The sequence below is a fragment of the Prauserella salsuginis genome (assembly GCF_024648885.1).
Taxonomy (GTDB): domain Bacteria; phylum Actinomycetota; class Actinomycetes; order Mycobacteriales; family Pseudonocardiaceae; genus Prauserella; species Prauserella salsuginis.
Genome location: NZ_JANBBF010000008.1, coordinates 850,532 through 863,466, shown reverse-complemented (window position 1 = coordinate 863,466; position 12,935 = coordinate 850,532). Strand labels below are relative to the sequence as shown.

14 protein-coding genes are annotated in these 12,935 nt (G+C 70.6%); 9 read left to right on the top strand and 5 right to left on the bottom strand.

The window, feature by feature from the left end; all coding sequences use genetic code 11:
• The first annotated feature begins 64 nt into the window (after positions 1-64).
• A complete protein-coding gene (locus LY40_RS05485) occupies positions 65-490 on the top strand; it encodes a hypothetical protein (protein WP_183787082.1) in 426 nt (141 codons plus the stop codon).
• Between the two features lie 36 nt (positions 491-526).
• Here the strand turns inward: LY40_RS05485 and LY40_RS05480 are convergent, their stop codons facing one another.
• A complete protein-coding gene (locus tag LY40_RS05480) occupies positions 527-871 on the bottom strand; it encodes a MerR family transcriptional regulator (RefSeq protein ID WP_258936121.1) in 345 nt (114 codons plus the stop codon).
• A gap of 120 nt (positions 872-991) precedes the next feature.
• On the opposite strand from LY40_RS05480, the gene LY40_RS05475 reads away from it, so the two are divergent.
• Entirely contained in the window at positions 992-1,705 is a 714-nt protein-coding gene (locus tag LY40_RS05475; RefSeq protein WP_183787102.1) for an SDR family oxidoreductase, read from the top strand.
• Positions 1,706-1,786: 81 nt separating this feature from the next.
• Here LY40_RS05475 and LY40_RS05470 read toward each other — a convergent pair whose 3' ends face one another.
• Complete coding sequence (locus tag LY40_RS05470) at positions 1,787-2,281, bottom strand: carboxymuconolactone decarboxylase family protein (RefSeq protein ID WP_258936120.1); 495 nt, start codon at positions 2,279-2,281, stop codon at positions 1,787-1,789.
• 264 nt (positions 2,282-2,545) lie between these two features.
• Here LY40_RS05470 and LY40_RS05465 point away from each other — a divergent pair, with 264 nt between their 5' ends.
• The 7 genes from LY40_RS05465 (at position 2,546) to LY40_RS05435 (ending at position 9,054) form a co-directional block, all read left to right on the top strand.
• Positions 2,546-3,457, top strand: a complete 912-nt coding sequence (locus LY40_RS05465; protein ID WP_183787079.1) for an RNA polymerase sigma-70 factor — start codon at positions 2,546-2,548, stop codon at positions 3,455-3,457.
• 300 nt (positions 3,458-3,757) lie between these two features.
• On the top strand, positions 3,758-4,165 hold the full coding sequence (locus tag LY40_RS05460; protein ID WP_183787078.1) for a YciI family protein: 408 nt from the start codon (positions 3,758-3,760) through the stop codon (positions 4,163-4,165).
• Positions 4,162-5,337 carry an RNA polymerase sigma factor gene (locus LY40_RS05455; RefSeq protein WP_258936119.1) on the top strand — a complete coding sequence of 392 codons (1,176 nt, stop codon included), beginning with the start codon at positions 4,162-4,164 and terminating at the stop codon, positions 5,335-5,337. Before LY40_RS05460 ends, LY40_RS05455 begins: the two co-directional genes overlap by 4 nt.
• A 259-nt stretch (positions 5,338-5,596) precedes the next feature.
• Positions 5,597-6,118 (top strand): YlcI/YnfO family protein, encoded by a 522-nt coding sequence (locus LY40_RS05450; RefSeq protein ID WP_183787076.1) that lies wholly within the window; start codon positions 5,597-5,599, stop codon positions 6,116-6,118.
• A 97-nt stretch (positions 6,119-6,215) separates the two neighbouring features.
• A complete protein-coding gene (locus LY40_RS05445) occupies positions 6,216-7,064 on the top strand; it encodes a DUF4097 family beta strand repeat-containing protein (protein ID WP_258936118.1) in 849 nt (282 codons plus the stop codon).
• A 206-nt stretch (positions 7,065-7,270) separates the two neighbouring features.
• The gene (locus tag LY40_RS05440) at positions 7,271-8,230 is read left to right on the top strand and encodes an ATP-binding cassette domain-containing protein (protein WP_258936117.1); all 960 of its coding nucleotides are present in this window, start codon (positions 7,271-7,273) and stop codon (positions 8,228-8,230) included.
• Positions 8,227-9,054 carry an ABC transporter permease gene (locus tag LY40_RS05435; RefSeq protein ID WP_258936116.1) on the top strand — a complete coding sequence of 276 codons (828 nt, stop codon included), beginning with the start codon at positions 8,227-8,229 and terminating at the stop codon, positions 9,052-9,054. Before LY40_RS05440 ends, LY40_RS05435 begins: the two co-directional genes overlap by 4 nt.
• A 145-nt stretch (positions 9,055-9,199) precedes the next feature.
• On the opposite strand, the gene LY40_RS05430 is transcribed toward LY40_RS05435, so the two are convergent.
• From LY40_RS05430 to LY40_RS05420, 3 genes are all read right to left on the bottom strand, one after another.
• Positions 9,200-10,045, bottom strand: a complete 846-nt coding sequence (locus LY40_RS05430; protein WP_228726648.1) for an alpha/beta fold hydrolase — start codon at positions 10,043-10,045, stop codon at positions 9,200-9,202.
• Positions 10,046-10,663: 618 nt separating this feature from the next.
• Positions 10,664-11,902 carry a C40 family peptidase gene (locus tag LY40_RS05425; RefSeq protein WP_258936115.1) on the bottom strand — a complete coding sequence of 413 codons (1,239 nt, stop codon included), beginning with the start codon at positions 11,900-11,902 and terminating at the stop codon, positions 10,664-10,666.
• A gap of 44 nt (positions 11,903-11,946) precedes the next feature.
• Positions 11,947-12,903, bottom strand: a complete 957-nt coding sequence (locus LY40_RS05420; protein ID WP_258936114.1) for a nucleoside hydrolase — start codon at positions 12,901-12,903, stop codon at positions 11,947-11,949.
• Positions 12,904-12,935: the final 32 nt, after the last annotated feature.

Genomic DNA, 12,935 nt, shown 5'->3' with positions numbered 1-12,935 from the left:
GTCGTCGACACGAAAACCCGCGTTCCGCGTCCGTCGCTCGGTCCGGTGGGGCAGAATCCGGCGCATGGATATCGAGGTGTTCCTGCTGGCCATGCTGATCGTGGCCGTCGTGGTCTCCGTACCGCTGGTGATCGCGCTGACGCGGAAAGGATCGGTCGCGACCGTGCCGATGACGAAGCGGCGGCAGGTCGTGCGGGTCGAGGCGGCACCGGAACACGTCTACGCCTGGATCACCCAGCGCTGCCCGGCCGGGTTCGCCGTCGTCGACACGGACCCCGGGCGGGGCCTTGCGCTGCTCGACTCGCGGATGTCATTGGCCACCTGGGGATTCTTCTACCCCGTGCTGGTGACGCCCGAGCCGGCGGGCACGCGGGTGGAGATCGGCATCAAGTCCAAGGCGATCCAGTACGGCCCGCTGGTGACGCGCCAGCACCGGAAGCTCGCCGACGCACTGGCCACCCTCACCCACGGCCGCGTCGAGGCGGGCTGACCGGCACGCTGGCCGAGCCCGCCCTGCCTGCGTTCACTATCCGCGGCGGTCGGCAGCGTCGACGAGTTCGTCGAGGCGGGCGAGCGTGGCGGTGAGCTCGTCGATCTGTGCGCGGATGCGGTCGCGTTCGGCCCTGAGCATCGCTCGTTGATGGTCGGTGGTGGTGTCGGTGTCCATGCAGGGGAGCAGTTCGGCAACGCGGCGGCTGGGCAGGCCTGCGGCATAGAGCTGTTGTATGGCCCGAACCCGTTGGACGGCGTCCTCGGTGTACTCGCGCTGCCCTCCGGGGCTGCGGCCGGGGACGAGCAGCCCCTGTTCTTCGTAGTACCGCAGCGCGCGGACGCTGACTCCCGATCGCCGGGCGATCTCTCCGATGCGCACGGCTTCCCTTCTCTCGACATCCCGGCACGAGACTTGCACCTCACGTCTACGTGAGGTTTTAGCGTACGTGACATGACATCGAACACCGAAACCGCCGGACCCGCCGCCCCGGTTCCCGGCCTGCGCATCGAGGGTGCCGTCGCGCTCGTCACCGGGGCGAACCGCGGGCTCGGCCGCCATTTCGCCGTGCAGCTCCTCGAACGCGGCGCGGCACGCGTGTACGCGACGGCCCGGCGGCCCGAGACGATCGACCTGCCCGGCGTCGTTGCGCTGCAACTCGACATCACCGACGACGAGGCGGTCCGGGCCGCGGCCGACGCGGCGACCGACGTGACGCTCGTGGTGAACAACGCCGGGCTCAGCAACTTCACGAGCCTGGTCACCTCCGACCCGGCAGCCATTCGTGCGGAGATGGAGACGAACTTCTGGGGCACCCTGGCCGTCGTGCGTGCCTTCGCCCCGGCGCTCGCGGCGCGCGGAGGGGGCGCGATCCTCAATGTGTTGTCCGCGCAGTCCTGGCATCCCTACCCGGGCACGAACGGTTACCACGCGGCCAAAGCCGCCCAGTGGGCATTGACGAACGGGGTGCGCACCGAGCTCGCCGACCAGGGCACGCTGGTGACCGGTCTGCACCTGGGCGCCGTCGACACCGACTTCAGCGCCGCCTACGACGGCCCCAAGGGTGACCCGGCCGTCGTCGCCGGCGCGGGCCTGGACGGCGTCGAGGCGGGCTCGGTCGAGGTGCTCGCCGACGACTGGAGCGCACACGTCAAGGCTTCGCTGGCAGCCGATCCTCGCCGGATCTACGACGAGATCCGGGCAGGCGTCGTCTGACCGCTACGCCGTGCCCGGAGGCGAGCGTCACGACTCCGCGGCCGTGCGGGACGCTCGCGAGCGCCCCGCACGGCCGTCACGTCACGACTGTCCCGCGAGGGCGGCCTCGAACATGCCGGGCCGGTACGAACCGCCCTTCTGGTGGACGATCACGGCCATGCGGTTGGCCGCGTTGATCAGGCCGAGGAGCGCCACGAGCGCCGCGGTCTGGTCGTCGTCGTAGTGCTCGCGCACCGCGGCCCACGTCTCGTCCGACACTCCCTGGTGGGCGTCGGCCAGCCGGGTTCCCTCCTCGGCGAAGGCCAGCGCCGCCCGCTCCGCCGCGGTGAACACCGTGCTCTCCCGCCAAACCGCGACGAGGTTGAGTCGCTCGGCGCTCTCCCCGTGGGCGGCGGCCTCCTTGGTGTGCATGTCGACGCACCAGCCGCAGCCGTTGATCTGGCTGGCGCGCAGCGAGACGAGTTCCTGGACGGATGCGGGCAACGGCGAGTCGGTGATGACGGCACCCGCATTGGCGAACCGCTTGGCGAACTTCAGTGCCAGTTCGTTGCCGAACATGTCGAATCGGGTTTCCATGGCTGTGTCCTCCTCGTGTGTCGGATGGATGACCACACGACGCCGGCCAAGGGCGGACTGTGACAGCGACCCCCGTGTGACAGTTGTGTCGGGTGACGGGGAACCGCCGCGACCGTCGTGCCCGCACGCCGTATCGGCGCCGGACCGGTGCTGCCGCGACGAGGTTCCGCCCGGACGCCGGGGGCGCCGCGTGCCGCTGTGGGCGGACTGTCACAACGCGGGTACCCACGGCGTCGTAGGGGTGTTGTCACCGAAGGGAGCCCCATGGCCGGCATCTCGCATTCGCCCGCACCGGACTCCGACACGGCCACCGAGGTGTTCGTGGCGTACCGGAACCTGCTGTTCACCGTCGCCTACGAGATGCTCGGCTCGGCCGCCGACGCCGAGGACGTCCTGCAGGAGACGTGGCTGAAGTGGACGGGCGTCGACCTGGCGCAGGTGCGGGACCGGCGGGCGTATCTGGTGCGGATCACCACGAGGCAGGCGCTCACGCGGATGCGCACCCTCGGCAGGCGGAAGGAGTCCTACGTCGGTGCGTGGCTGCCCGAACCGCTGACCACCGTGGCCGATGTGGCCGAGGACGTGGAGCTGGCCGAGAGCGTGTCGATGGCGATGTTGCTGGTGCTGGAGACCCTTTCGCCGACCGAGCGCGCCGTGTTCGTGCTGCGGGACGTGTTCGCCGTCGACTACGAGGAGATCGCCGATGCGGTAGGCAAGAGCGCGGCGGCGGTGCGGCAGATCGCCCACCGGGCGCGCGGGCACGTGAGCGCGCGCAGGCCTCGGGGTCCGGCATCCCCGGACGAGGCGCGGCGGGCGCTCGAGGCGTTCCGCCGTGCGGTCGACACGGGCGACCTGCAGAGCCTGCTCGACATCCTGGCGCCCGACGTGGTGCTCATCGGTGACGGCGGCGGGCAGGCGCAGGCCGTGCCGAATCCCGTCGTGGGCGCCGCCAAGGTGGGCAGGCTGCTCGCGGCCGGTGCGTGGCGCGTCCCCGAGATCGGCACGCTCGCTCCGGCGAGCGTCAACGGCCACCCGGCACTCGTGCTGTGGCGCGGCGACGAGGTCGACACGGTTGTGGCGGTCCGCATCGACGACGGCCTGGTCACCGGTCTCTACGGGGTACGCAACCCGGAGAAGCTCTCCCGCATCCGGAGCGAGACGGTGCTGAGCCGCTGAGCCGCTGAGCCGCTGAGCCGCTGAGCCGCTGAGCCGCTGAGCCGCTGAGCCGCTGAGCCGCTGAGCCGCTGAGTGGCTGAGCCGCTGGGTCGCTGAGTCCCTGGGTTGCGGGCGGCACGGGAGGCCGAGACGTCGCACCGCGGAGGACGGTGGCCGACCGACGGCCCGTCTCGGGGCGAAGACGTGCGCCGGAGAAAAAGTCGGAGAAAAATCCTCGGGATCGTGTCGAGAACGGCGCACCGGCTCCGTCCCAGGGGCACGAGCGGCCACGAGGCGCCGCCACGACGAAGGAGAGAGACGATGAAGTACCTGCTGCTGAAGCACTACCGGGGTGGACCGGAACCCGTCGTCGACACCGGCCCGATCGATCGCTGGAGCCCCGACGAGGTCGACGCACACATGCGCTACATGAGCGACTTCGCCTCGAAGCTCGAAGCCACGGGCGAGCTCGTCGACGCCCAGGCGCTGGCCCCCGAGGGCACCTTCGTGCGCTACGACGGCGAAGGCCGCCCGCCCGTGACGGACGGGCCGTTCGCCGAGACCAAGGATCTCGTCGCGGGCTGGATGGCCATCGACGTCGAGTCCTACGAGCGGGCGCTCGAACTGGCGGGGGAACTGTCGGCCGCACCCGGGCCGGGCGGCGAACCGATCCACGAATGGCTCGAACTGCGGCCGTTCATGTCGGGCAAGGCCGAGACCGCCGGGTGAACCCGTCGCTGCTGCGGGAACTGGTGCCCGCGGTGATCGGAGTGCTGGTCCGGCGCGGAGCGGATTTCGCCTCGGCCGAGGACGCGGTGCAGGAAGCCGTGGTCCGAGCGCTGGAGACGTGGCCCGAGGAGTCTTCCCCAAGCTCGCCGAGCAGGGGTGACCCCATGCGCGACCCGAAGGGCTGGCTCATTGCGGCGTCGTGGCACCGGTTCGTCGACGCCGCGCGTGCGGAGGCCTCGCGGCGGGGGCGCGAGGCCGCGGTGGCGGCCGAGCCCCCGCCGGGCCCGGGTCCCGCTGCGGACGACACGTTGCGGCTGTACTTCCTGTGCGCACATCCCGCGCTGGCCCCCGCATCGGCGGTAGCGCTCACACTGCGTGCCGTCGGCGGGCTCACCACACGGCAGATCGCGGCAGCGTATTTCGTGCCCGAGGCGACGATGGCGCAGCGGATCAGCAGGGCGAAGCGGCGCATCGCGGGGGAACCGCTCGACCGGTCCGGCGACCTCGGCACGGTGTTGCGGGTGCTCTACCTCGTCTTCAACGAGGGTTACAGCGGTGACGTCGACCTGGCCGCGGAGGCCATCCGGCTCGCCCGCCAGCTCGCGTCGCTGACCGGCGATCCCGAGGTGGCGGGCCTGCTGGCGCTCATGCTGCTGCACCATGCGCGCCGCGGCGCCCGCACCGACGCCGACGGGCGGCTCGTGCCGCTCGCCGAGCAGGATCGCCGCCGGTGGGACACCGGGCTGATCGCGGAGGGCGTGCAGATTCTGCAGCGCGCGCTGGCGCGCGGCCGGCTCGGCGAGTACCAGGCTCAGGCGGCGATCGCGGCGCTGCACGCCGACGCCCCGGCGGCGGCGGAGACGGATTGGCCGCAGATCGTCGAGTGGTACGACGAACTGCTGCGGCTCACCGGAAGTCCCGTCGTGCAGCTGAACCGTGCGGTCGCGATCGGGGAGGCCGACGGGCCGCGTGCCGGCCTGGCGGCGCTGGGCGAGGTGGATCCGGGATTGCCCCGCTACACCGCCGCGTCGGCCTACCTGCATGAACGCGCGGGCGAACATGCCCGTGCGGCGGACCTGTACGCCGAGGCCGCCCGCCTCGCCACGAGCGTTCCCGAGCGGGACCACCTCACCCGGGAGGCTGCGCGGGTGAGGCACGGGGTGCGCCCGTGACGGCCGTCGTGAGTGTGAGGTGCTGCCCGGAGTGATGCCGGCGCCGGCCATCGGCGACCTGTTCCCGATGTGATCGGCATCCGGCGCGATCACGAGCTGTCGAGTCGTGATGATGCCACGATGACGCCGTGATGGCTCACCGCTGGTCGGTCCGTGGCCTGGTCATTCTCTTGTGTTCAGAGTTCGCCAGTAGCTTCGCGCTCACGCTCTGAGTCGCATCGTCTTGCTTTTGGCATCATTGTGATGCCATATTGGCGCCATGGAGCTCAACGTATACGTGAACAATCTCGGCCGCGAGTTCGCCGCACTCGCCGAGGCCGGTGGCGAGGACGCTCGCGCGCTGGTCGAACGGTTGGCGGGGTCGCTCGAGTCGGCGATACGGATGACGCTGCTGGACGCGTTGTCCGGGGCCGCCGACGAGATCACGCGGGACCTCGCTCCAGGTGCCGTGGAATTGCGGTTGCGCGGTCGCGATCCCGAGTTCGTCGTGACGCCGGCGGCCGGGGAGCCCGCATCCGACGCCGGCGGTACGGCGTCACAGGGTGACCGGCCGGACGCGGCGGTTCCGATCGCCGAGGACGGTCCGACCACCCGGATCAACGTTCGCCTGCCCGAACAGCTGAAGGCCGCCGTGGAAGAGGCCGCTGCCGAGGAGGGCCGGTCGGTCAATGCCTGGCTGGTGCGCGCCGCGTCGGCCGCGCTGGGGGGCGACGGCGGCCGCCCCGATTCCGGCACGTCGGGTGCGCCGTCCCGACAGCGCTTCACCGGCTGGGTGCGTTGACCGTGCGCACGCCATTCGGGCGCGCTGCGTCCATACGAGTTCGCCCGGTCTTGCCGGCTGCACGGCCGAAGACCCGGGCGCGTCAGAAAGGGTGAGCATGTTTGTCTTCGACACTCCCGGCCCCGTCTCCGTGATGCTCGAACTCGGCGTCGCTCGCGACGTCCGCATCGTTGCGAGCGACCGGGCGGACACGATCGTCGAGGCCGCCGCGAGTAATCCATCGGATGAGTCCGATGTGGATGCTGCACGGAACCTCCGCGCCGATCGTTCCGGTGATGAGGTACGGATCACCGGGCATAAGAACCGGCCGTTCGATTTCTCCCGGAGAACCCGATCGGCCGACATCACGGTCAAGCTGCCCGCCGGATCCCGTGTGCATGCCAAGGTTCAGCTGGGTAGCCTCCGCTGCGAGGGCGTACTGGGACAGCTGCAGGTCAAGACCGGGATGGGCGACATCCGGGTCGAACGCAGCGGTCCGGCGCGGCTCGAGACCGGTACGGGCCACGTCACCGTCGACGGAATCGGCGGCGACGGAGACATCCGCACCGGTTCCGGCAAGGTCAACGTCGGCAGGGTCGACGGCGGCGTGACCGTCCGAAACTCCAACGGCGACACCGAGATCGATGCGGTGGCCGGTGACGTTCGAGTACGGTCCGCCAACGGCGCCATCGTCGTGGACCAGGCTGGTGCGAACGTTGATGTGCGGACCCATCACGGCCCCATTCGGATCGGCGCGATCGCACGTGGGGTCGCGGAGTTGGGAACCTCGATGGGCGACCTCGACCTCGGCATCGCCACGGGCACGGCCGCATGGCTCGACCTGGAAACCTCGTTCGGGCAACTGCGCAATCTGCTGGACGACGTCGCGCGGCCGGAGGAGGCCGACGACACCGTGGCGGTGCGGGGCCGCACCTCTACCGGAAACGTCACCATCCACCGCGCCTGACCCGGATCCGCACCCTTTCACCGTTCGGTGATTCGCCGGTACGTCCCGTTCGATCGCGCTTCGCCGAACCCACTTGTCACCGTCACCGCTCGCCGCCGGTCATCGGCACGGTTCGCGAGCGACACCCGCCCCGGTCTTCGTCCGGGCGGTGCTGAGTTGGTTCCCCTTTTCTCATGTCGATGCCACCTGTCTGCGAAAGGATGAACATGACCACCACGCACAGCCCACCGGCGATCGCGATGAACGGTCTCCGACGATCGTTCGCCGACCACGTTGTCCTCGACGGTCTCGACCTGACCGTCGCACCCGGAACGGTGTTCGCACTGCTCGGTGCGAACGGTGCGGGTAAGACCACGGCCGTCCGGATTCTCACGACGCTGCTCGGCGCCGACGCAGGCAGCGTCCGGGTCGCGGGCCATGACATCGCCGCCGAGCCGGATGCCGTCCGGGCGGCCATCGGCGTGACCGGCCAGTTCTCCGCCGTGGACGGCTTGCTCACCGGCGCCGAGAACCTGCGGTTGATGGCCGACCTGCACCACCTCGGCCGTGTCACCGGGCGCGCGCGAACAGTCGAACTGCTGGACCGGTTCGAACTCACCGAGGCCGCCGACAAACCGGCCGCCACGTATTCCGGCGGCATGCGGCGAAAGCTCGACCTAGCCATGACGTTGATGGGCGAGCCACGGGTGCTCTTCCTCGACGAGCCGACCACCGGCCTCGATCCACGCAGCCGCCGCGACGTGTGGCGGATCGTCCGCGCACTGGTGGCCGACGGCGTGACCGTGTTCCTGACGACGCAGTACCTGGAAGAGGCTGATGAGCTGGCCGATCGGGTCGGCGTTCTCGACCACGGCCGTCTGGTCGCCGATGGTACGCCCGCCGAGCTGAAGCGCCGGATGCCCGGCGGACACATCCGGTTGCAACTGCGTGATGGGGACGGACTCGACGCGGCCGCACGTGTCCTGGGCCCGTCGGCCCGTGACGACGAGGCACTCACCTTGCAGGTTCCCGGCGACGGCGGCATCGGAGCGCTGAAAGATCTATTGGCTCGTCTCGATCGTCACGACATCGACGTAACGAGGCTGTCGATTCACACGCCGGACCTCGACGACGTATTCCTCGCCCTCACCGGAAATTCGGCCCAGGAGAAAGCAGGTGTGTCATGACGAGCCCGGTCATCGGACAATCCGATGTGCACTTCGGACGGTTCTATCCACTACGGGACTCGGCGACCATGTTGCGGCGGAACCTCCGGCACATGCTGCGGTATCCGTCGATGACGCTGACGCTCGTCGGCATGCCGGTCGTGTTCCTGCTGCTGTTCGTCTACGTCTTCGGTGAGGCTCTGGGGTCGGGTATCGCAGGGGCCGCCAGCGCGGGCCGCGCCGAGTACGTGGCCTATGTCGTGCCTGCGATCATCGTCATGACCGTGACGTCCACGGTGCAGGGTACCGCGATCTCGGTCGCGACCGACATGACCGAGGGCATCGTCGCGCGGTTCCGCACGATGCACATCGCCCGCGTGTCGGTGCTCACCGGGCACGTGCTGGGCAGCGTGATCCAAGCGGCTGTCGCGCTAGTGATCGTGATAGGAGTGGCGCTGCTCGTGGGCTTCCGTCCTTCGGCGGGGCCTGCGGCCTGGCTGGCCGCGGTCGGACTGCTCGTCGGTGTGACCTTCGCCCTGGTGTGGCTGGCCGTCGCCGCCGGACAGGCGTGTTCGAGTGTCGAGACAGCCAGCAACGTGCTGATGCCGCTGGTGCTGCTGCCGTTCCTCGGCAGTGGGTTCGTCCCCACGGAATCAATGCCCGCGGGGTTGCGCTGGTTCGCCGAATATCAGCCGTTCACGCCGATCATCGAGACCCTGCGTGGGCTGCTCACCGGCGGTCCGATCGGGAACCAGGCGTGGTTCGCGCTCGGCTGGTGCGTGTTGTGCGCCCTCGGTGGCTACCTGTGGTCGCGACGGCTGTTCAACCGTGAGTACGGCCGGTGACGACAGGCCACCACCCGGTGCGCATGTTCCGTGCTGTCACGCGTCTCAACTCATGGCGGGGCTCGGCCTCGTCGATGTGGCGTTGAGACTCCCGGCACGCGGGGCACCGGCCGAGCCGAGCCCGCCCACGCGTGGCGCCGCACGTCTACCGCGCGATCATGGCGTCGGCGACCTCCTCGGCGAGATCGGCGGGAAGGTCGGTCGCGGCCTGGTCGAGTACGTGCAGCCGGGCGTCGGGGATCTCACGGGCGAGTGCTTCCCCGTTGCCGACCGGGAAGAACGGGTCGCGGCGGCCGTGCACGACGAGTGTCGGCACCGCCAGCTCGGCGAGCCGCTCCCGCCAGCGCGGGGTGCAGTCCAGTGCGGCGAACACCATGCCCAGCTGGTTGGCCCCGCCGGCGGCGGGATCGGCCGACGGTGTGCGATCGAAGATGCGCGCGGCGGTGGCGCGTGCCGCGGCGGGGTCGTCGCCGAGGATCTCGGCCTTCGCGGCGGCGAACTCCACCACGGCGTCGCGATCGGACCAGTCGGGCATGGGGAGCGCGAACATGCGCTCCATGGTGTGGGTGTCGTGGTCGGGCAGGTCGGCGTCGACCGGGCCCGGCGCGACGGGCCGGGTGCCCGCGAGGGTGAGCGCCGAGAACGCGTCGGGATGGTCGAGCGCCGCGACCTGGGCGACCATGCCGCCGATGCCGATGCCTGCCAGATGCGCGGGCAGGTCGTCGAGCCCGCGGGCGAGCGCCGCCGCGTCGTTGGCCAGGTCGCGCAGCGTGTAGGCAGGCGATTCCGGGTCGACGGTCGTCGACGCGCCCGTGTCACGCAGGTCGTAGCGCACGACGTGCCGTCCCCGGCGGGCCAGCGCCTCGCACAGCGCATCCGGCCACGACAGCATCGTCGGGCCTCCCACGAGCAGCACGAGGGGCGCGGCGGCATCGCCGAAGTGCTCGAGCCCGAGCGTGATGCCGGCGGGCGTGCGGAAGGAATCAGTCATGGTCTCCATGGTCACGCAATCGGCGCGGTGTGGGTATGGCAACGCCGCCGCGTTCCCTCTCGAGTGACGCGGTGGTCCACTCTTGGCGATGTGCTCGCCGTGGGATCGACCGGTGCTGCCCCGTTCGGTACTGCTCCGTCCGGATCGACCTCGGCGATGTAGAGCTGTTCGGCGACCGGGTAGCGGTCGGCGGTGCGGGGCTTCGGCGTCGGAGCCGGCCCAATCCTGGTCGCGTTCGGTTCGTCTTCGGCCGGACAGCTCCGGGTCGACGTCCAGCCGGATCCGGGCGTCCCGGTACTCGCCTGAACTCAGGCCGGAATGCGAACACGCCGTCGACGATGAGCACGGCGTGCGGTTCGGCGAAAGTGATCGCGGACGAGTGGTCCGCCTGAGTCAACGGATCGATGCTGCAGAGTGCGCATGCGCCCGACTCCTGTGGGCCCGCCGGATCCAGCAGGAGCCTGATCACGGCGTCGTAGTCGAAGGCATTTGCGGTAGTAGCCTTCGCCGGATTCGCGATCGTGGAGATGCCGGTCGCGCCACGGCGTCTTTACCGGACCTCTCGGGCGTGCCCACGATGCCGGACGAGCCCGCTGGTTCGTACCGGGCTCGCGGGGGTCAGGCCACCGGCCGTCCGGCGCCCGCGTAGGAGTCACCCGGTTTGCGGTAGTTGTGCACCTGCACGGCCTGCCCGAAGGTCGGCGCGTCGATCATCTGCTGGTTGCCGATGTACATGCCGACGTGGTGGATCTTCGTGTTCGGGTCGCCGAAGAACACCAGATCGCCCAGTCTGGGCTCCTCGTCCGGGCCGATGATCGGCAGCGACGAGTACTGCCAGTGCGCCGTGCGTTCCAGTGACACTCCCGCCTTGCCGTACGCGGCGGTCGTCAGCCCGGAACAGTCGAATCCGGCATCGCCCTGTTCGGTGCCGTTGCCGCCCCACACGTACGGCAGGCCGATCTTCTCGATGGCGAACGTGACGGCCTGCAGGACCTTCTTGTTGGGCGGCTCGTCGGACATACCCACCGTGCCGTAGACGTTGGCCGTGGCCAGCACGCGGTGCAGGAACAGCGGTTCGTCGTGCAGCGCGGACACGCCCGCGAGCCACTGCTGGCCCTGATCGAGGTCGCGTCCGCCGTCGCACAGCGCCCGTCCCGCGGTGAGCGCCGCGTCGTCGATGTCCTGGATGTTCGGAGCGTCGCCCGATGCGGTCGCCGCCCACCGCTGCCACGCGGCGGGGGAGAGCTGCAGCGGCCCCTCGGCGCCCGCTTGCGAGATCACGTCGCCCGCGAAGTTGCGCAGCTCGATGGTGCCGATGGGGGAGGTGGGCCTGCCGTCGCGCGTGAGCTGACGGTCGCCCTCACGGCCGTGGTCGCTCGTGGTGCGCCCGATCCCGGCGAGCGTGACCCACGAGAGGTTGCATCCCGGTTGCTCCTGCTCCAAGCGAACGGTCGCCGTCGCGTAGGCGTGCATGGCACGCCGCGGGATGTCGAGCCAGCCCGCGACCTCGTCGACCCACGCCTCGAACCGGGCCCCCTGTTCCTGCGGTACGCGCTGGGCGGGGCGGGAGGTCGCATCCTCCGGTGCGGGTTCGGGCTGCGGGGTCCGCCGGGACGGAGACATCCCGCCGGACTCGGCCGGCTGCCCGCCGGCGGCGGCACCGTCGGCCGCCGCTGCCGCGGCACCGGTGTCCGCCGAGGGGTCGGGCGACAACTGGACCGCCGTGATGACACCGGCCGCCAGTACTACCGCGGTCGCGAGCGCCAGCAGCGTGGCGAAGCGACGCCGGCCGAGCGAGGCCGGCGATCCGGACGCCGGTGCCGTGGACGACGCTGTCTCGGTCTCCCCCGAAGTCATGGCTCAGAGGATACGGAGCGCCGCGGTGCGAGGCACGGTCGAGGTCAGCGCAATCCGTCGAGCAGCAGTGCGCGAAGTGCGTCCAGATCGGTGTCCACCGCGACGTCGACGTCCGACGCCGCGTCGGGAGCGTCGGTGGAGGCGCGCAGCGCCGGCAGGCGGCGGTCGGCGTGCGTGGCGCCGCGGCCAGGGCCGAACGAGCACTCGACCTGCACCGGAACGCGGTCGGTCCGCAGCGTGCCCGGCCGGATCGCCTCGGCGACGGCGACCGCGTCGTGGATCACCATGCCGTCCCAGCCGAGCGCCCCGCGGTAGTGCTCGCGGTAGTCCGGGGTGAGGGCGTGCAAGGCTGCGCCGATCGGTCCGGACGAGTCCAGTTCGTCGAGCCACGCCGCGTCGACGGCACAGCGGTAGGTCAGGTCCATCGGAACGAGCACGCACGGGGCGTCATCGCCGGCCAGCACGCGCTGGGCGGCCTCGGGGTCGCTCCAAATGTTGAACTCGGCGGCGGCCGTGGTGTTGCCGTGGCCGAGAGCGCCGCCCATGATCACGATCCGCTCGATCTTGGCCGCAGCGGCCGGATGTGCGGCCAGCAGCGCGGCGATGTTGGTGAGCGGGCCGATCGGGGCGATCGTCACCGGCTCGTCGGCGGCCTCCAACAGGTCGGCCAGGAGTGTGACGGCGTCGCGCTCGTCGAGCGGCCGGGACGGCTCGGGCAGTGCCGCCGACCGGCCGGACAGTCCGTCGGCGCCGTGGACCTCACCCGCCTCCTTCCTGCGACGGTGGACCAGCGGCCGGGCAGCGCCCGCCGCGACGGGCACGTCGGCCCGCTTGCACAGCGCCAGGATGCGACGGGCGTTGATCGTCGTCGCCGACAGCGGGACGTTGCCGTGGACCGTGGTCACGCCCAACAGGTCGACCTCGCTGCTGAGGGCGGCCAGGGCGAGGGCGAACGCGTCGTCCACGCCGGGGTCGGTGTCGATGATCAGCTTCCGTGCCACGTCCACTCCTCGCCGTTCGGTTCTTCACCGCC

Bases quoted from the DNA above. Each gene is read 5' to 3' on its own strand.
- LY40_RS05460 (WP_183787078.1), top strand. From the start codon at position 3,758: ATGAAGTACCTGCTGCTGAAGCACTACCGGGGTGGACCGGAACCCGTC.
- LY40_RS05450 (WP_183787076.1), top strand. From the start codon at position 5,597: ATGGAGCTCAACGTATACGTGAACAATCTCGGCCGCGAGTTCGCCGCA.
- LY40_RS05445 (WP_258936118.1), top strand. From the start codon at position 6,216: ATGTTTGTCTTCGACACTCCCGGCCCCGTCTCCGTGATGCTCGAACTC.
- LY40_RS05435 (WP_258936116.1), top strand. From the start codon at position 8,227: ATGACGAGCCCGGTCATCGGACAATCCGATGTGCACTTCGGACGGTTC.
- LY40_RS05470 (WP_258936120.1), bottom strand. From the start codon at position 2,281: ATGGAAACCCGATTCGACATGTTCGGCAACGAACTGGCACTGAAGTTC.
- LY40_RS05485 (WP_183787082.1), top strand. From the start codon at position 65: ATGGATATCGAGGTGTTCCTGCTGGCCATGCTGATCGTGGCCGTCGTG.
- LY40_RS05425 (WP_258936115.1), bottom strand. From the start codon at position 11,902: ATGACTTCGGGGGAGACCGAGACAGCGTCGTCCACGGCACCGGCGTCC.
- LY40_RS05430 (WP_228726648.1), bottom strand. From the start codon at position 10,045: ATGACTGATTCCTTCCGCACGCCCGCCGGCATCACGCTCGGGCTCGAG.
- LY40_RS05465 (WP_183787079.1), top strand. From the start codon at position 2,546: ATGGCCGGCATCTCGCATTCGCCCGCACCGGACTCCGACACGGCCACC.
- LY40_RS05440 (WP_258936117.1), top strand. From the start codon at position 7,271: ATGACCACCACGCACAGCCCACCGGCGATCGCGATGAACGGTCTCCGA.